The organism is Cupriavidus respiraculi (genome assembly GCF_914271545.1).
Classification (GTDB): Bacteria; Pseudomonadota; Gammaproteobacteria; order Burkholderiales; family Burkholderiaceae; genus Cupriavidus; species Cupriavidus respiraculi.
This window is the reverse complement of the sequence record NZ_CAJZAH010000001.1, coordinates 339,482-356,752: the sequence shown is the minus strand read 5'-3', so window position 1 is coordinate 356,752 and position 17,271 is coordinate 339,482. Positions and strand designations below refer to the sequence as shown.

The window sequence follows — 17,271 nt, the reverse complement described above, 5'->3', positions numbered from 1 at the left end:
CCACTACGCCTGACAGTACCCGCCATGCCCAGCCCATTGCACTCCATCACAGACGCGCCCCGTGTGGTGCTGATCGTCGCGCCGGATCCCGCGCAGGAACTCGATGTCACAGGTCCCTCGGCGGTATTCGGCCAGGCCAACCGTCTCTGCGGACGGCCCGGTCCGGCCTACGATATCCGCATCGCCAGTGTCAGCGACGATGGCGTGGTCCGTACCGAGAGTGGCGTCCGCCTGCTGGCCGATGCGCCCTTCCATCGCATCGAGCAGACGCTGCCCGGTCCGATCGATACGCTGCTGCTGGCGGGCGGCGCGGGTCATGCGGCGGCCGCCGGCAATGCGGCACTGGTCAACTGGCTGCGCGGGATGGCGCCCCGCGTGCGCCGGCTGGGCGCGGTCTGCACCGGCGCGTTCGTGCTGGCCAGCACGGGTCTGCTGGACGAGCGGCGCGCCACCACCCACTGGCGCCATGCCGGACGGCTCGCGCAGCGGCACCCGCGCGTGACGGTCGATGCCGATCCCATCTGGATCCAGGCCGGGGGGCTCTACACGTCGGCTGGCGTCACCGCCGGCATGGATCTGTCGCTGGCGCTGGTGGAGGACGACCTGGGCCATGCCACCTCGCTCGCGGTGGCGCGCGAACTCGTGCTGTTCCTGCGGCGGCCCGGCAGCCAGGCGCAGTTTTCCAGCGCCCTGCAGGCGCAGGCCGCGGAAAGCCCGGAACTGCGGGACTTGCAGGGATGGATCGCGGACCATCTCGGCGCCGACCTGTCGGTGGGTGTGCTGGCGGAACGCGTGGCGATGAGCCCGCGCAATTTTGCGCGAGTGTTCGCCCGGCAGGTGGGCCAGACGCCGGCACGCTATGTGGAGACGCAGCGCGTGGAGGCGGCGCGGCGAATGCTGGAGCAGATGGACCGCCGGCTGGAGACCGTGGCCCGGACGGCGGGATTCGGCAGCGCCGACAGCATGCGGCAGGCGTTCCTGCGGCATCTGCGCACCACGCCGGAACGCTATCGCGCCGCGTTCCGCGCGCAGTCCACGCAGGCGTCGGCCGGGGAGCCGATACCGCTTCGCAGACAGGCGTAGCGCTTGCCTGCGTAGGAGCTCAGTCGCCGGCGTGGGGCACCGGTAAACGTGCGGCGATAATATGCGGCCCGATCCCGCCATCCAGACCATGCCGATCCGCCAGCCAGACCCTTCCGAATACCCCGCGATCACCGATGTATGGGAAGCCGCCGTGCGCGCGACGCACGACTTTCTCGACCCGGCCGACATCGACGCGCTGCGGCCGCTGGTCCTGAACCAATACCTGCCCCTCGTCGATGTGCGGGTCGCCATCGTCGGCGATGGCGATGGCGATGGCGATGGAGATATCCAGGGCTTCGTCGGCGTCAGCGACGGAAAGATCGAAATGCTCTTCGTCGCGCCCGCGTGGCACGGCCGCGGCATCGGCAAGGCGCTGCTTCACCACGCGGTGTCGGAAATGGGCGCGACGCTGGTGGACGTCAACGAGCAGAACCGCGCGGCGACCGCCTTCTATGCGCACATGGGTTTCGAGGTGTTCGGCAGATCGCCGCTGGACGGGCAGGGCAAGCCCTTCCCGTTGCTGCATATGCGACGGCGGGCGTAGGGGCCGCTCGCCTCCTCCCGGTCGTCCCGACGACTAGGATCGCACGGCGTGCCGCCCCACCGCGTGCTGCGCGCCAGTCGCGACGCGATGCTCCGGCGGTTTTCCGCCTGCCGCAATGAGCCGCTCGATCATCCCCACCGCGGCAGCCAGCCCATCCTCCGCGCCCATCGCTTCCCCGAGTTCGCGCGCACGGCCGCGCATGGCGCCGCTCTGCGTCGCCGCGATGGCCTGCCCCAATTGCGTTCCGGTCAGCTTGCGTACGTCCAGCGGCGGCGGCGCGGCGCCGAGTCGCCGCAGGCGTTCGGCCCAGAACGGCTGGTCGCCGGCAAACGGCACCACCACCGAGGGCACGCCGGCGCGCGTGGCCGAGTGCGCCGTACCCGCGCCACCGTGATGCACGACCGCCGACATGCGCGGGAACAGCCAGGCGTGGGGCGCCTCGCCAACGACAAAAATGTTGGACGGTAGCCCGGCGGTGTCCATGCCGCTCCAACCCGGATGGAAGACGGCGCGGCGACCGGCGACGCCCTCGACGATGACGTCGCGCATGCGGCGCGGCTCGAAGCCGACCATGCTGCCGAAGCCAACATAGACGGGCGCATCGCCCGCCGCCAGAAAGTCCATCAGCGGCCCCGGCGGCGACCAGTCCGGTGCCGGCAGCGGCCATTGCCCGCACACCTGCGCGTTGCGGGGCCAGTCGCGCGGCTGCGGCAGCAGCGTGGGCGATACGCCGTACAGCATCGGATGGCCCTGCGGCAAGGCGCGCAGCGGCGGCAGTCCGCCGACCGAAGCGCGGGCACGGTTGATCGCCTTGCGGAAGGCGTACCAGAAGAGGCGGTTGGCCACGCGATGGCTCGCGCGATGCAGCGCACGCGGTACCCAGCGCGGTGGCAGAAACGGCGAGGCGAACTCGGCGGTCGGTGTCAGCGGAATGATGCTGGTGCCAACGGCCGGAATTCCCAGCGCCTGCGCCGCCGAGAGCCCCGCGAACCCCGCCAGCCCGGACAGGATCAGGCCATCGCACCCCTGCCCCGCCTCGACCGCCGCGCCCATCCATGCCTGCGCATGGGTGTTGGCGATTCGCGCCAGTGCCTGCGCCGTGCGCGTGAAACTGGCGCCCTCCTGCACCACGCCGGAGATGCCGGCCGCGGGATCCAGCAGGCCGCGGATATCGCCCGCGATGGGGCTGCACGGCACGCCGAGGGCATGGGCCAAGGCCAGCGTGCCCTCGTCGGCCAGCAGGTGCGGGGCGTGTCCCGCGTCCATCAGCGCGCGGCACAGGGCGATCATCGGCCGCGTATCGCCGTCGGTGCCATAGGTCAGTACAACCAGTTTCATCGCGTGCCTTTGCGTTGTGGATGACCGGTGGGCCGGGCGGCCGCGCCTTCGACAAAGAGGATGATCACGGCGTCGAACTCCTCCACCAGGGACAGATCGGGCTGCATCAGCCAGCGCAGCATGGCGGCCAGATAGAGATGATGGAAGAGCTCGGCCAGCTGCCGCGCGGGCATGTCGGCGCGCAATTCGCCGCACTGCTGCCCGATTGCGGCGAGGGCCTCGAACGCGTCGACGATATCGCTGCGGGCGATACCGGGCGGCTCGGGCGCCGCCGCGCCGATGCCAAGAAAGCGATAGCGAAGATAGTGCGGAAGATAGGCCCGTTGCGACTCGCACCATCGCGCCGACGCGTGCAGCAGCGCGCGGGCCCCCTGCGCGAAACCGGCTCCAGCGTCGATCGCCGGCACGAAATCCGCCATGTCGCCGGCGAGCTCGGCGTGGATCCAATGCGCGAGCACGGCTTCCTTGACCGGGAAATATTTGTACAGCGTGGCCTTGGCCACCTCGGCCTCGGCGGCGATCTGCTCCATCGTCACGGCGGCATAGCCATGCCGCTCGAACAGGGCGTGTGCGACCGTGGCGATACGGTCCAGGGTCTGCAGGCGTTTGCGTTGGCGAAGGCCGGACATCGTCGGGTTGCCCATATCTTGAACGACGACTATTATTGAACGACGTCCGCGTTTCTGTAAAGTGCCGCCGGGTTGCCCCTCTTGTCCCGCGGGGCATTGACCGCGTTACGGGTAACGGGTGTGCCGACGGCCGGCGAGCGCGCGCAAGGCGGCATCCGCCGCGGCTGATTGCGGCTGCCGCCGCCTGAACGGCCTGCTGCGCCGACCCGCCGCAGTTGGCGCGCTGTACCGGCAGACGGGCCGCGTGTCCGTTCTCTTCGGGCTCAAACTGGCTGCCTCTTCCGCCCCCTGGCGGCCCGACGGCGTGCGATGGTGCGGACCCCGGCATGCAGGCGCCTCGCGAATGCGGCGATGTCCGACATTTTTGGCGTGCGGTCATCGGTAGCATCGGGAAGACCACCGGACACCACGCCCGTTGCACCTCCCGACAGGTCAACACCGCACTTTGCGAGCCCCCATGAAAGACACCATTGCCTCGGCCAACGACGAGCCCGACGTCGTGATCGGCGGTCGGGAACAACTGTTCCACCTGCTGGCCGAGGCCGCCGAGATCGAGCACACGCTGATGTGCTGCTATCTGTATGCCGCCTTCAGCCTCAAGTCCGGCGACGCGGACGGCATGAGCGCCGAAGAAGCCGCCGCCGTGAAGCGCTGGCGCCAGTCCATCCTGACCGTGGCCGTCGACGAGATGGTCCACATGCTGCTGGTAGCCAATATCTCGATCGCCATCGGTGGCCGGCCCCATTTCAGTCGCCCCAACTTTCCGGTGTCGCCAGGGTATTTCCCCGCCGACATGGTGCTGAAGCTGGCGCCGTTCGATACGGCCACGCTGGACCACTTCGTCTACCTGGAGCGCCCTGTCGGCGTCGCGCTGGAGGATGGCGCGGGGTTCGAGCCGCGTCGCGTCTATCAGCGCGAAGAGGCCTTCCATGGGCTGATGCCGAGCATCCAGGACTACGAGACCGTCGGTTCGCTGTACGAAGCGCTGCGCATGAATCTGCAGGCGGTGTCGGCGCGTATCGGCGACGCGCGCCTGTTCGTGGGGCCCACGAGCTGCCAGGTGGGGCGAGACGCGGTGGACCTCGACGGCGTGGCTACGATCCACGACCTCGCTTCGGCTTTGGCGGCCATCGACACCATCGTGGAACAGGGCGAAGGCTCGCCCGCCGACCGCGAGGATTCTCACTACCAGCGCTTTTGCTCGATGCGCGACGAATACCATGCGCTGCGGGCACGCAATCCATCCTTCGAACCCGCATGGCCAGCCGCGGAGAACCCGGTGATGCGCAAGCCGCCGGAACCGGAGGGCAAGGTCTACGTCGACGACCCGCAGGCCGCGCGCGTGATGGACTTCGGCAACGCCTGCTATGCCATGTTGCTGCAGTGCCTGGTGCAGGCGTTCGGCCACACCGGCACAAAGCCGGGCGAACCCGAGAACGCCCAGTCGCGCACGCTGTCCGCCGCCATCGACCTGATGCACGTGCTCGGGCGGACCGCCTCGGCCCTCGCCCGGCTGCCGGCCAGCGCGGCACACCCCGGCATCAACGCCGGACTGAGTTTCACGATGCTTCGCGGCGTGGAACCCTTCTTCCGCGGCTTGCCGGAAGCGGTGCTGATGGCCGAGCGCATGCAGGAACTGTCCGACGGCGCGAGCGCGGTCGCCGCCATTGCGCCGGAACTGGGCGACATCGGCGCGAAGCTGGGGAAGCTGGCCGGGCAGTTCCGCTCGTAGGGCAATTTACCTTGCCGCGATGGCAGGATGCTTCAACAGCCGCGCGGCTGCTTCGGACGACGAAGCCGGGTTTTGCCCCGTGATAAGCAGGCCATCGGTGACGACGTAGGACGCCCAGTCGTCCGATTGCGAATAGATACCCCCTTTCGCCTTCAGTTCGTCTTCCACCAGGAACGGCACGATGTCGGTGAGGCCGACCGCCGCTTCCTCGGAGTTCGCGAAGCCGGTGACCTTCTTGCCCTGTACCAGCGGCTTGCCGTCCGGCGTGGTCGCATGGCGCAGCACGCCAGGGGCGTGGCACACCAGGGCCACGGGCTTGCCCGCCGCCAGGAACGCCTGGATCAGTTCGATGGAATGCCGGTCCTCGGCAAGGTCCCACAGCGGCCCGTGACCGCCAGGGTAAAAGACCGTGTCGAAATCCGAGTGCGAAATGCTGGCGAGCGGCACCGTGGCGGCGAGCTGCGCCTTGGCCTCGGCATCGGCCTGGAAGCGTCGGGTCTGTTCGGTCTGGCTGGCCGGCTCGTCGCTCTTGGGATCGAGCGGCGGCTGCCCGCCGCGGGGCGACGCCAGCACGATCTCTGCGCCGGCATCCTTGAATGTGTAATACGGAGCGGCCAGCTCCTCGAGCCAGAAGCCTGTCTTGCGGCCGGTGTCGCCGAGCTGGTCGTGCGAGGTCAAAACCATCAGGATTTTCATGTTGCCTCTCCCGCAGTCAATGTGGATGCAGTCAATGGTAGACCAGCCGCTAGTCATTTATCGCGGCGCTCGGCCGGCAAACGGGTGATCAGGGCTCTGTTGCGCAACATTGCGCAGTCGCGGCGGGCGCGGGGGGCGGCCAATGGCGGGCCCAGTCGCCATCATGCTCCATGCCGGGCACGACACGAACGAGGTCGGCGCAACAGCCGGTTCTGTCCCCCTGCGCGGCGACGAACCGGCGCGCGACATCCGGTGGCACGACGCGGTCTTCCCCGCCCGACAGGTGCAACTGCGGGATGGCCGCAATACTGCCCGCAGCGTGCAGCGGGTTGAGCGAGTCAGGCATCGGCGATACGCCATGGCGCCGGTTGACGAACTCGGTGTCCAGATTGCCCGCCACCGTGCGGAGCGACGCTACGTCGGCGCGGCGCGCGGCCACCAGCACCGCGATGGCCCCGCCGCCGGAATAGCCGACCAGATCCAGCTGCTGCCCGGGCACGCGGTGCGCGAGCACATTGACGGCGTCGTTCATGGCGGCCACGACGTTCTCGCCAAAACGCCTCCCGGTCCAGTACGCCGGCTTGCACTCGGCATTCATCGCCATGGGCGTGAACTGGCATGGCCGCGCGAGATAGGCGACGTTGGGGCCGGGGTCGGCGGCGGCAAGCTGCAGGCCGATGGCGCGGTGTGGTGTCGGATCCGGCGAAGGCCGATGGCGGGACAGCCATGCCAGCCCGTCCCCCTCGATGTAGACGGCGAGCGGCCGGTCCGGACGCGCGATGCGCACGAACGCCGTGAGCTGGAAGGGACCGGCGGCGATGCGTTCTTGCCGCAGGCCGGCATTGGCCGCGACGGCTTCCGCGCGCCCGGTAGCGTCCTCGCCAACGATGGCGCAGGCAGCCAGCAGGCATGCGGACGCGGCCGCGAGCCACCGCACCGCGGCGCCTGCGCGCCGTGCCCGCGTGCGGCCGCCCGTCCGCGGCAAGGCTATGCGTCCTTGCCCGGCATCCATGCGCAAAGGGCTTGCGCCACGCGCCCGATCACATCGTCCCAGCCGCCGGGCCGGGCCTGCCGGAACAGGCGCATGGTCGGATACCAGGGCGAGTCCTCGCGCTCAAGCAGCCAGCGCCAGTCGGGAACGAAGGGCAACAGCGTCCACACCGGTCGGCCCAGTGCGCCGGCCAGATGGACGGGCGAGGAGTCCACCGAGATCAGCAGGTCCGCCAGTTCGAGGATGGCGGCCGTGTCGTCGAAGTCTTCGATAGCCTCGCCCGCCGCGTACAGGCACATGCCGGCCGGCGGCGCCGCGGCCTGCGCCGCCGCATCGCCCTTCTGCAGCGACACGAAGCTGGCGCCGGAGCGGGCGAGCGGCGCCAGCGCCGACAGCGCGAGCGAGCGGTTCGCATCGTTCTGGTGGGTGGGTCGGCCCGCCCACACCAGCGCGACCCACGGGCGCGGCAGCGCGCCCAGGCGCCCGCGCCACAGCGCCACACGCTCCGGATCGGCGCGCAGATAGGGAACCTGCCCCGGCAGGTCGGCCATCGACAGACCCAGCGCCATCGGCAGGCTCATCATTTCGCAATGGACATCGAACGCGGGCGGCAGATCGTCCCGCGCGACGATCTCGTCGAAGCCCCCCGCCCGCCGCGCCAGCGGCAGCACTTCGGGCATGGTCTGCAGCACCACGCGTGCTCCGCTGCGCGAGCGGGCCCAGGGGACCATGCGCAGGAACTGGAACGCATCGCCGAAGCCCTGTTCGTCGTGGATCAGCAGCGTCTTGCCGGGGACAGGTTCGCCCGTCCAGCGCGGCTGCTGCATCTTGCGCTCCATGGCGATGGTGTGGGCCAGGCTGTAGCGGTAGCGGTATTCGCGCCAGCCGCGCCCGAAATCGCCGAGCAGCAGCTGCGTCTCGGCCAGATCGAAGCGCGCGGGCAGCTCGCCCGGCACCGTGTCGACGATCATCTGCTGAATCGCGCGCGTCTCTTCGATACGTCCCTGTGGGCGCAACGCCGCAGCCATCAGTTGCCACAGCGCGATGGGTACCTGGCGGTCTGCGAGCAGCGGGGCCAGCCGTGCCTCGGCGTCGGTATACCGGCGCTGGGCGAGCAGCGCGCGCGCATCGCGCTCCGCCGCCTGCCATGCGGCCAGTGCGGGGTCGGCCGCCTCGGATCGACTGGCCTCTCCTTGCGCGGGAGAGAACGGGCGCAGCGCATCGACGGTGTGCCGTGCGGCGTCGCCCTGTTGCGCGGCCCGCTGTATCTGCGCCAGATTGCGGTAGGCGTCGCCGAGCGAAGGTTCCAGTTCGATGGCCCGCCGCGCGTGCGCCTCGGCCCCGGCCAGATCGCCGCGCTGGCACAGCAGCAGCGCCAGATTGCTGTGGGTCTCGGCGTAGTCCGGCCGCAGCGCCAGGGCCCGGCGATAGTGCGACTCGGCGCGCTCGGCATATCCGAGACGCAGCAAGGTATTGGCAAGATTGTTGTGCGCTTGCGGCATGTCGGGGCGCTGGGCGGCCACCTGCTCCAGGCACGCCAGGCTCTGCGCGAGGCGCCCGCTTTCCTGCAGCACGATGCCGAGGTTGTTCCACGCGTCGGTGAGCGCGGGATCGAGCGCGACCGCGCGGCGCGCGGCGGCTTCCGCGTCGTCGAGCCGGCCTGCCTGGCGGCAGACTTCGGCGCGGTTGCTGTGATGGATCGCAGTGGCGTGAGGGGAAGCGCAGGCACGCGCCAGCAGGTCGAGCGCAAGTTCGCCCCGGCCATAGGCGTGCGCCATGATGCCGAGCAGATGCAGCGCATCGGGCTGGGACGGCACGGCGGCGAGCACGCGCATGCAAAGCGCTTCGGCTTCGCGCGGTTGTCCCGCGTCCCAATGCGCATGGGCGCGGCGGAGGGCGTCCTCCACGGTGATGGCTGCCGGTTGCGGCATGGCGGACTTCCTCGCTGGTCCTGGTCGCAATCAGGCCCGGATGGTACTACGCGGCGCGCGCCAACCGGCACGCGCCGCGTAGCGGTCCTGCTCCGGGGAGGATCAGAACAGTTTGCGCACCTGCAGCGAACCGGTGTGCGACTGGAAGCCGCCGCCGGCTTCCAGGCCGTAGCGCGCCGTCACCGTGGTGGTGCCGCGGTTGATCAGCGTGGCGCCGACGTGCAGCACAGCCATATCGCCGACGGGACGCGCACCGGCCGTGGTGAACAGCGTCGCGCCGGACGGATCGGCCGCGAAGGCCGAGGTCAGCCCCTGCCGCGAGCGATCGTACTCGTGGCTCCATTGCAGCTGCACGAACGGCGTGAGCAGGCCCGCGCGCGTCTCGAAGCCGCGCTCGAACTTGGCGCCGAGCAGCGTGCGCACCGAGTTGGCGTGCGTGGACCCGACCGACAGCGCCGCGCCGTTGCCGCCCGATTCGGTATAGGCGTCCTGGTGCATATAGCTGTAGACGAGGCTGCCCAGCGGCGTCACGGTGTAGGCGCCCATCGCCAGCGGATAGCCGGCTTCGAGGCGCGCCACGTACTGCTGGCCGTCGTATTCGCCGTTGGTGGTGCCGGCAAAGCCCGTGAAGGCGACCTGGCGCGTGCTGTCGTAGCGTTGCAGGATGGCGCCGGCCGACAGGTTGGCGTACCAGCGTTCGCCCGTATAGCCCGCGTAGGCGACCGCACCGTAGGCATTGATGCGCGTACGGTTGCCGGTGCTGTCGCCGGTGCTGTCCAGCCGCGTGTTGGTGTAGCTGAAGGCGCCGCCGACCGTCCACGCGTCGTTGAGCATGCGATCGCCGCCAATGAGCAGGCCGCCGTAGTTGGCGCGGAAGCCGTCTACCTCGCCGCGCGCGTCCTGGTTCGCGTGGCCGCCGAAGACCTGTCCCCAGCCCGCCCACGACAGCGCGCGCTCGCCGGTGCTGATGCCGGAGGCCGGCACGCCGTCGGCGCGGGCGATGCGCAACTGGTCGGTGCGCGAGGCGATGACCTTCAGCGCTTCGAGCGTAGGGGCGGCGGCGGCACGGGTGGACGATGCCTGCGTGCCCGGGCCGAGGCGCTTGCCGGCGGCGTTCGATTCCGCGGCGCTGCCCAGCGTCAGCGCCATCGAGGCGTTGTACAGGTTCAGCAGGCCCGCGTCGGAGATGCCGGTATAGCGCGCCAGGCCGGCGAGCGACGCGTAGGCGTTCGACGTGGTGGCCTGGATCCCGGGCACCGGCGCGGGAACGACCGGGTCCACCGGCAGTTCCGGTTGGGTCGGCGTAGTGGGATCGGTCGGCGTGGTTGGATCGGTCGGCGTGGTGCCTGGATCGGTCGGCGTCGTGCCGGGGTCGGTGGGAGCCGCCGCGCCGACCTGCAGCACGAGATAGCGGCGTCCGGCGGCGTAGACCTCCGTGCCGGTGACAGGGCCGCCATAGCCGACAGCCGAATAGCGCAGCGTGCCGACGTTGTAGTTGGTCCCCGGGGAGATGGCATCGATCACCACGAAACGCTGGCCCGGCGCGAACGCGTAGCTGCCCGTCCTGGCCAGACTGACGCCGGAGCCCGGCATCAGGATGGCCGTGTTGCTTACCACCAATCGTCCATAGCCCGCGTCGGCCGGGCCCGCGCCGGCTTCCACCGTCGCGTCCGCCGCATCGGTGACACCGATCTGCAAGGTGGCGCCCGGGTTCTGCATGTATGCGCCCGTGATATAGCGCGTGCCATTGATCTGCAGCGTGGCGGCATTGTTCAGCACGCCGGACAGGCTTGCCGTCTGGATGTCGTCGTTCAGCAGCACATTGCCGGTCCCGAACATCACGCCCGCGGCCGAATCGATCATGCCGGGGCCGCCATTCAGGCCGGTCAGCGTGCCGAAGCTCGTGCCGGAGCCGCCGGAGATGACCAGCGGCTGCGAGGCGTGGTTGACGATATAGCCCTCGATGGTGCCGCCCGCGGCCTTGATCTCGCCGAGCGTGCCCGACGCCTCGTTGACGATGGCGGCCGTGGTGCCGCGGATGGTGGCGTTGTTGACCAGCGTGGTGAGCGCGCCGGCGTTGCGCACGCCATACACGCCGCCCTCGATCAGGCCCCAGTTCTCGATGGCGGTCAGCGTGCCCGTCGAGCCGTTCACGATGCCGAAGCTGTTGCCCAGGATGCCGGAGCTGTTCGAGATCATCCCGATCGTGCCGTCGTTCTGGATGCCGCCCATGCTGGGCGTGGACGGATCGCGCGGCCCCATCAGCCCGCGGTTGATGATCGTATCGATTCGCCCGGGGGACACGTTGTAGACGCCCATGGCGGCGCCGCCGATCGTGCCACGGTTCTCCAGCGTCGTGATGGTGCCGATGTTCTGGACGCCGAAGGTGCCGGCGCCGAGCCTGCCCAGATTCAGGATGGTGCCGTCGATCAGGCCGGTGTTGCGGATCTCGATGATCGCGTTCGCTTCGGTCGAATGATTGACGATGGCCTGCCCGCCCCGGATCACGCCGGCGTTGGTCAGCCGGCCGATGCTGCCGCCGCTGTCGACCTGGATCCCTACGTTGCCGGCGATCGTGCCGCTGGCGGTGTTGTTGATCGAGCCGATGGCGCCGCTGGAACGGACGCCGATATCGGCGCCGACGATGGACCCGGTGTTGTGAAGCAGGCCGATCGAGGCGTTCGCAAAAGCCCCGCCCGGGCCACCGTTGTCGATGGCGATGGCGCTGCCCGAGATCGTCCCGGTGTTGGTCAGCGTGCCGATGCCATACCCGACGATGGTGCCACCGCCGCTCGCATTGAAGATGCCGTTATAGCCGTCGATCACACCGCCGTTGGTCAGCATCCCGATCTCGGCAACCGTGCCGCTCTGGCTGCCATCGACGACGAGGCCGATGCCCCCGCCGGAGCGGATGGTTCCCTGGTTGACGAAGGTGTCCAGCTGGTGCTGGCTGAGGACGGCGTCCGTCCCGGTCGTCTCCACGCTGCCCGTGGACTGGATTTCCACGCCGGTGTACATGGAATCCGGCACGTACTTCGTGCCTGTCGGCGCGGAAATGACGTCGATGGAGAGCTGCGCATGGACTGCAGTGCTCGAGAGCGTGGCGAGCACGCCGACGACGGCCAGCGCCAGGGGTTTGCGCGGCAAGGCCGGCAGCGAATGCAAAGGGAATCTGGACAACATCGGAAACACGAGAGGTTAGGGGGAGCGCCGCACGATCGCCGGGCGATGGCACGCGGTGGTTGGTCGAACTGTCAGCGGATGCGCGAAACATGGCCACTCTATCGGCCCGACGTTCCAGCCGAGGACGGAGTAACGGCCAAAAATGCTCTTTCCTTTAGCTTTGGCATGACGAGGACCACACGCGTCCCTTGCGCCGCCATTCCACGTTCGTATAGCCCAATTCCATTCGGGAATACCGAACGGGCGTTGCGCCCCCCAGCATGCATGCACGAGGCCGGTCCGAGGACTGGCCGCATGCAGCGGGCAAAGGCATTGCTGCATGGCAACCCCGAGACGACGGAGCGCGCATGCACCATCCCTTTTCGCTCGCCAGGATCCTGATCGGCACCCCGCTGACCGGCCTTGCCACCGTGTTGTTCGCCCTCCCCGCCGGCGCCGCGCTCGCACAGGCCGCGCCGGAGGACGGCATCATGCAGGGCTTCCCCCCTCCCGCCGACAAGCAGGTGATGCGCGGCAGCGGGCTGCGTCCGCCCTTCATGCGTTGGGCGCTGAGCCATACCCGCGAGCTGGCGCCCACCGTGGGCATCCGCCACGCGGACGCGCCCATGCCGCTGCCGCCGCCGCAGCGGCAGGACCTCGATGGCGTAGAGATCGCGCTTGCCGACGGGCCGATGCGGCTCGACGATTATCTGCGCGCGACGCATACCGATGGCTTCATCGTGCTGCACCACGGCCGGATCGTGTACGAGCGCTACTTCGGCGGCTTCGACCGGCACCAGCCCCATATCTGGGCCTCGATGACCAAGTCCGTGACGGGCCTGCTGGCATCGATGCTGATTGCCGAAGGCAAGCTCGATCCGCAGGCGCCGTTGCATCGCTACGTGCCGGAGCTGGCCGGCAATCCGTTCGGCGACGCCACGGTACAGCGCAACCTCGACATGGAAGTCGCGGTGGGCTATCCGCCGGCCTTGCCTCCGGACCTCGGTCTCTTCGGCGCGGTGGGCATCGTTCCCCGCAAGGACGACGCGCCGGACAACATCTATGACTTCCTGAAGGTGGCGCACGCCACGGGCAAGCCGGGCGACGAACCGCAGTGGTACTACCAGAACGGGTCCGCCGAAGCGCTGGCCTGGGCGTTGCGGCGCGTGACCGGGCAGCGCTGGTCGCAGCTGGTGACAGAGCGCCTGTGGTCGCATCTGGCGGACGACGATGCCTACGCCAGCGTCGACCGCCTGGGCACCGAGATGGCAAGCGGCGGGCTGAACTCCACGCTGCGCGACGCCGCGCGCTTCGCCGAGGCCGTGCGGCGCGCGATGGCGGGCGACGCCACCGGCCCCATCGCGCCGGCCGCGGCGGCCATCGCCTTCCGCCCCGCCGACAACCAGCACCGCTTCGCGCAGGGCAATCTGGTATCGGGGCGCAAGGGATACGGCTATCGGCACTACTGGTTCCAGTGCAACGACGGCGACGGCAGCGTGGAGGCCAGCGGCCGCTTTGGGCAGCGCATGTATATCAACCCGCGCAAGGCGCTGACCGTCGTCAAGTTCTCCGCGAGCCCCGACGACGCGGCGCGCCCCACCAGCGCCGCCGATATCCGCCGGCGCGACGAGCCGGCGCGCGCGCTCGAGACTTCCGAGGCGCTGATCGCGGCGGCGCTGGCCGTTCACCGCGCGGCCGGCGTGGACTAGCCGCGCTGCGCCTGGGCCATGCCCACCGCCTGCGCGCCGCGGTGCCCATGCCTGCTTCGCGAACGGCTACTACCTGGGCCTGGGACACGACAGCATGCTGGCGGTGGCCGCCGGCATCCGGCACCGGTTCTGACCCCGCGGCCTGAGGCAGACTCGCCTCCCGAAACACTCTGACGAGCGCAGCAATGACATCCAAAGACCCAGCGGCCCGGCGCCGCTTCCTCTCGCAGGCCGGCGGCGGCGCCCTCGGCCTGGCCATGGCCCGCCTTGGCTTCGCCGCGCAGTGGCCGTCCCGCCCGATCCGCTTCGTGACCGCATCCGGCGCCGGCGATCCGGTGGACCTGCAATTGCGCGAGTACCTGAAGTCGCTGTCCGCGGAGCTGGGCAACGTCCCGATGGTGGTGGAGAACAAACTGGGCGCCGCCGGCCAGATCGCGGCGCAGTCCGTGCTGCTGTCCCCGCCAGAAGGCCATGACGTGCTGCTGGCCAATGCGAACTTCACCATCACGCCCAGCTATTTCCGCAAGCTGCCCTATCGGCCGCTGCAGGACTTCACCCCGGTCGCGATGACCGGCGGCGCGCCCATCGGCCTGGCGATCCCCGCGTCCAATCCGAGCCGCACGTTCGCGCATTGGATCGACTGGGCCCGGCGCCAGGGGGGCGCACTGAACTACGCGTCCCTGGGCAACGGCACGGTGCCCCATCTGTACGGCTTCCAGTTGACCGGCGACTTCGGATTCGAAGCGGCCCATATTCCGTACAAGGCCGGAGGACCCGCCCTGCTGGACCTGTTGCGCGGCCAGATCTCGTTCATGATGCTCGATGTCGTCAACCTGCGGCCCCTGCTCGCCAAGGAGCAGGTGCGGATTCTCGCGATCACGGGAACGGACCGCTCGCCGCACCTGCCTGGCGTTCCGACCTTCGCGGAACTCGGATTCGAGGGCTACGAACGCACCGGCTGGACGGGCTTCATGGTCCGCAGCGGCACGCCCGGCGCCATCATCGACACCCTGAACCGGGCCACCGACAAGGTCGGCGCCATGCCCCACTGGACGCGCAAGCGCGAAGAGGTGTGGTCGGCGTGGAAGCCGATGGCGCCCGCGGACATTCAGCGCCAGTTGCAGCGCGAAGCGGCGGCCTGGGGCCGGCTCGTGCGGCGGGCCGGCATTTACGGCGACTGACGGGAGCGACCGCAAGCCGGAAGCCAGTCAGGCTTCCCGGTACGGGGCCGTGCGCTTGACGAGGATTTCGGTCAGCCGCTCGGCCAGCGGCGATTGGTAGCCGCCCTTGCGCCGGAGGACGCCGACGGTGCGGGGCCATCGCAGGTTGGGCACCTCCAGCGCGCGCAGGCCGCGCGCGGACTGCGTCAGCGTGCGGCGGCCAATGACGGTCAGCAGGTCGGTCTTGCGAATGACCGCCATCAAGCCCTCGGCCGAGGAATTGGTTTCCAGCGCCACCACGGGCGGAGCAAGGCCGGCCTCCGCGAAGCAGGCATCCACCAGCCGCCGGCCAATCACGTTCTCGTTCGGCAGCAGCCACGAGCAGGCGGCCAGATCGGACAACCGCAACGCGGCGCGGGAGTGCAGCGGATGCTGGTCCCGCGCCACCACCACCATCTCGTTGTCGAACAGCGCAATCTGCTGAAGATCCGCCTCGCGCTTGCGCGGCAAGGTGGCGATGCACAGATCCAGTTCGCCATGCCGCAGGGCGGACAGCAGCGGATCGTTGAGTTCGATGGTCACCTGCACCCGCGCCGCCGGCCGCTGCCGGATCAGTTCCGCGAAGGCATCCGAGAACAGCGAGCCCACCAGCGACGATGGCACCCCGACGCGCACGACGCCCAGTTTGCCCAGATGCAGATCGTTGGCTTCGCGGATCGCATCGTGCAGGGCTCCTCGCACATGAAGGATGCGCTCCAGAAATGCGCTGCCCGCGCTCGTGAGCTCCATGCCGCGGGACGACCGCTCGAACAGCCGGATGCCGAGTTCCCCTTCCAGGCGCTGGATGCCCTTGGTCAGCGCTGGCTGGCTCTGGCCCACCATTTCGGAAGCGCGCGCGACCTGGCCGGCCTGCGCCACCGCGACAAAGTAGTTCAGGTCTTCCAGTCGCACGGTGCTCCATTCGGGAAGGAATAAGGCATTGGGCTGGCGCCGCATCATCGGCTCCGTTGCACCGGCAGCCCCAACGGCCACCGAAGCGATGGCCGCCAGGTCATGTGGCGATAGAACCATGGGAGATGGCGGACTGACGATGCCATCGCATGCCGCATGCCGCATGCACGCGATGGCCGCACGATCTGGCGAGAGACGCCAAGGTGCTTGGTGGCGGGATTCTACCCGTGCGCGGCTCTGGCAAGCCAGCCCCCGGACGGCGGCCGTGATCTCCCGCGCGAGGGCAGCGCCGGGGGCCAGGCGCCCGTCATGTCGTTCTGCGGTCGAGCTTGCGCGCGGTCACCATGAGGCTGAGCAGTACCGAGACCAGGATCACCGAGCCCACGACGAGCAGCGACCACTGCACCGGCATGTGGAACCACGGCGCCGCCAGCATCTTGCCGCCGATAAAGACCAGCACCAGCGCCAGGCCATACTTGAGCAGGTGGAAGCGCCCGGCCATGTCGGCCAGCAGGAAGTACAGCGCCCGCAGCCCCATGATGGCGAAGATGTTCGAGGTGAAGACAATGAACGGATCGGTCGTCACCGCGAAGATCGCGGGGATGCTGTCGACCGCGAACACCAGGTCGCTCGCCTCGATCATCATCAGCACCAGGAACATCGGCGTGGCCCAGCGCACGCCGTCGATGCGCACGAAGAACTTCTCGTGGTGGAAATCGGGCGTGATGCGCATGTGGCTGCGCAGCCAGCGCAGCAGCGGATTCTTCGCCAGGTCCGGCTGGTGGTCCGCGAAGATCAGCATCTTGATGCCGGTCACGATCAGGAAGGCGCCGAACAGGTAGAGGATCCAGGCGAACTCCTGCACCAGCCACACGCCCGCCAGGATCATGCCGGCGCGCATGATGATAGCGCCGAGCACGCCGTACAGCAGCACCCGCCGCTGCAGCTCCGGCGGCACGGCGAAATAGCTGAAGATCATCACGAAGACGAACATGTTGTCGACCGACAGCGACTGCTCGATCAGATAGCCGGTGATGAACTCCAGCGCCTTGCTGTTGGCGACCTCACGGCCGGCGCTCATGTCGAGATACCACCATAGCAGCGCCGCGAAGCCGAATGCCATGCTGACCCACGCCGCGACCCAGCTGCCCGCCTCCTTGACGGAGACGCGGTGCGCCTTGTTGCCGCCGAAGACGAACAGGTCCAGTGCGAGCATCGCGATGACGAAGACGATGAAGCCGGCCCACATCGGGCCGGTGGCGAAGGTATCAACGATCATGGTCGAAAGTGGAGATGGGAAAGGGTCGTTCTTCCAGCGAGCTTGCGTGCCTTTGCGGCCCTGCCG

Annotated in this window: 13 protein-coding genes and 1 pseudogene; 5 read left to right on the top strand and 9 right to left on the bottom strand. The window is 69.1% G+C overall.

The genetic code is table 11. The features are described 5' to 3' along the window. Nucleotides 1-24 precede the first annotated feature (24 nt). The gene (locus tag LDO27_RS01515) at nt 25-1,083 is read left to right on the top strand and encodes a GlxA family transcriptional regulator (protein WP_224039234.1); all 1,059 of its coding nucleotides are present in this window, start codon (nt 25-27) and stop codon (nt 1,081-1,083) included. Between the two features lie 61 nt (nt 1,084-1,144). Continuing rightward, complete coding sequence (locus tag LDO27_RS01510; protein WP_224039232.1) at nt 1,145-1,627, top strand: GNAT family N-acetyltransferase; 483 nt, start codon at nt 1,145-1,147, stop codon at nt 1,625-1,627. A 33-nt stretch (nt 1,628-1,660) separates the two neighbouring features. Here LDO27_RS01510 and LDO27_RS01505 read toward each other — a convergent pair whose 3' ends face one another. Together LDO27_RS01505 and LDO27_RS01500 are read right to left on the bottom strand one after the other, a co-directional pair. Beyond that, nucleotides 1,661-2,965, bottom strand: a complete 1,305-nt coding sequence (locus tag LDO27_RS01505; protein ID WP_224039231.1) for a glycosyltransferase — start codon at nt 2,963-2,965, stop codon at nt 1,661-1,663. Then, on the bottom strand, nt 2,962-3,609 hold the full coding sequence (locus LDO27_RS01500; RefSeq protein WP_224039229.1) for a TetR/AcrR family transcriptional regulator: 648 nt from the start codon (nt 3,607-3,609) through the stop codon (nt 2,962-2,964). Before LDO27_RS01500 ends, LDO27_RS01505 begins: the two co-directional genes overlap by 4 nt. A gap of 442 nt (nt 3,610-4,051) precedes the next feature. Between LDO27_RS01500 and LDO27_RS01495 the strand changes: the two genes are divergently transcribed. Continuing rightward, nucleotides 4,052-5,326 carry a ferritin-like domain-containing protein gene (locus LDO27_RS01495; RefSeq protein ID WP_224039227.1) on the top strand — a complete coding sequence of 425 codons (1,275 nt, stop codon included), beginning with the start codon at nt 4,052-4,054 and terminating at the stop codon, nt 5,324-5,326. A 6-nt stretch (nt 5,327-5,332) separates the two neighbouring features. Here the strand turns inward: LDO27_RS01495 and LDO27_RS01490 are convergent, their stop codons facing one another. From LDO27_RS01490 to LDO27_RS01475, 5 genes and pseudogenes are all read right to left on the bottom strand, one after another. Next, on the bottom strand, nt 5,333-6,022 hold the full coding sequence (locus tag LDO27_RS01490) for a type 1 glutamine amidotransferase domain-containing protein (protein WP_224039224.1): 690 nt from the start codon (nt 6,020-6,022) through the stop codon (nt 5,333-5,335). An 88-nt stretch (nt 6,023-6,110) separates the two neighbouring features. Then, nucleotides 6,111-7,034: an alpha/beta fold hydrolase gene (locus tag LDO27_RS01485; protein ID WP_224039222.1), complete on the bottom strand. Its 924-nt coding sequence runs from the start codon at nt 7,032-7,034 to the stop codon at nt 6,111-6,113. Then, nucleotides 7,010-8,170 carry a glycosyltransferase family 9 protein gene (locus tag LDO27_RS25645; protein ID WP_377747440.1) on the bottom strand — a complete coding sequence of 387 codons (1,161 nt, stop codon included), beginning with the start codon at nt 8,168-8,170 and terminating at the stop codon, nt 7,010-7,012. Before LDO27_RS25645 ends, LDO27_RS01485 begins: the two co-directional genes overlap by 25 nt. A 162-nt stretch (nt 8,171-8,332) precedes the next feature. Next, nucleotides 8,333-8,944, bottom strand: a pseudogene (locus tag LDO27_RS25640) (tetratricopeptide repeat protein); the annotation flags it as partial. 102 nt (nt 8,945-9,046) lie between these two features. Next, nucleotides 9,047-12,127: an autotransporter outer membrane beta-barrel domain-containing protein gene (locus LDO27_RS01475; RefSeq protein WP_224039218.1), complete on the bottom strand. Its 3,081-nt coding sequence runs from the start codon at nt 12,125-12,127 to the stop codon at nt 9,047-9,049. 347 nt (nt 12,128-12,474) lie between these two features. Between LDO27_RS01475 and LDO27_RS01470 the strand changes: the two genes are divergently transcribed. Together LDO27_RS01470 and LDO27_RS01465 are read left to right on the top strand one after the other, a co-directional pair. Continuing rightward, a complete protein-coding gene (locus LDO27_RS01470; protein ID WP_224039216.1) occupies nt 12,475-13,815 on the top strand; it encodes a serine hydrolase domain-containing protein in 1,341 nt (446 codons plus the stop codon). Nucleotides 13,816-14,000: 185 nt separating this feature from the next. After that, nucleotides 14,001-14,996, top strand: a complete 996-nt coding sequence (locus LDO27_RS01465) for a Bug family tripartite tricarboxylate transporter substrate binding protein (RefSeq protein WP_224039214.1) — start codon at nt 14,001-14,003, stop codon at nt 14,994-14,996. A gap of 27 nt (nt 14,997-15,023) precedes the next feature. On the opposite strand, the gene LDO27_RS01460 is transcribed toward LDO27_RS01465, so the two are convergent. Beyond that, nucleotides 15,024-16,046 carry a LysR family transcriptional regulator gene (locus LDO27_RS01460; RefSeq protein WP_224039212.1) on the bottom strand — a complete coding sequence of 341 codons (1,023 nt, stop codon included), beginning with the start codon at nt 16,044-16,046 and terminating at the stop codon, nt 15,024-15,026. Between the two features lie 187 nt (nt 16,047-16,233). Then, nucleotides 16,234-17,205 carry a TerC family protein gene (locus LDO27_RS01455; RefSeq protein WP_222205750.1) on the bottom strand — a complete coding sequence of 324 codons (972 nt, stop codon included), beginning with the start codon at nt 17,203-17,205 and terminating at the stop codon, nt 16,234-16,236. Nucleotides 17,206-17,271: the final 66 nt, after the last annotated feature.

Excerpts from the sequence above, each read along its gene's own strand:
- LDO27_RS01455 (WP_222205750.1), bottom strand. The coding sequence starts at position 17,205 with ATGATCGTTGATACCTTCGCCACCGGCCCGATGTGGGCCGGCTTCATC.
- LDO27_RS01515 (WP_224039234.1), top strand. The coding sequence starts at position 25 with ATGCCCAGCCCATTGCACTCCATCACAGACGCGCCCCGTGTGGTGCTG.
- LDO27_RS01490 (WP_224039224.1), bottom strand. The coding sequence starts at position 6,022 with ATGAAAATCCTGATGGTTTTGACCTCGCACGACCAGCTCGGCGACACC.
- LDO27_RS01510 (WP_224039232.1), top strand. The coding sequence starts at position 1,145 with ATGCGGCCCGATCCCGCCATCCAGACCATGCCGATCCGCCAGCCAGAC.
- LDO27_RS01505 (WP_224039231.1), bottom strand. The coding sequence starts at position 2,965 with ATGAAACTGGTTGTACTGACCTATGGCACCGACGGCGATACGCGGCCG.
- LDO27_RS01485 (WP_224039222.1), bottom strand. The coding sequence starts at position 7,034 with ATGGATGCCGGGCAAGGACGCATAGCCTTGCCGCGGACGGGCGGCCGC.
- LDO27_RS01470 (WP_224039216.1), top strand. The coding sequence starts at position 12,475 with ATGCACCATCCCTTTTCGCTCGCCAGGATCCTGATCGGCACCCCGCTG.
- LDO27_RS01465 (WP_224039214.1), top strand. The coding sequence starts at position 14,001 with ATGACATCCAAAGACCCAGCGGCCCGGCGCCGCTTCCTCTCGCAGGCC.
- LDO27_RS01500 (WP_224039229.1), bottom strand. The coding sequence starts at position 3,609 with ATGGGCAACCCGACGATGTCCGGCCTTCGCCAACGCAAACGCCTGCAG.
- LDO27_RS01475 (WP_224039218.1), bottom strand. The coding sequence starts at position 12,127 with ATGTTGTCCAGATTCCCTTTGCATTCGCTGCCGGCCTTGCCGCGCAAA.
- LDO27_RS01460 (WP_224039212.1), bottom strand. The coding sequence starts at position 16,046 with ATGGTTCTATCGCCACATGACCTGGCGGCCATCGCTTCGGTGGCCGTT.
- LDO27_RS01495 (WP_224039227.1), top strand. The coding sequence starts at position 4,052 with ATGAAAGACACCATTGCCTCGGCCAACGACGAGCCCGACGTCGTGATC.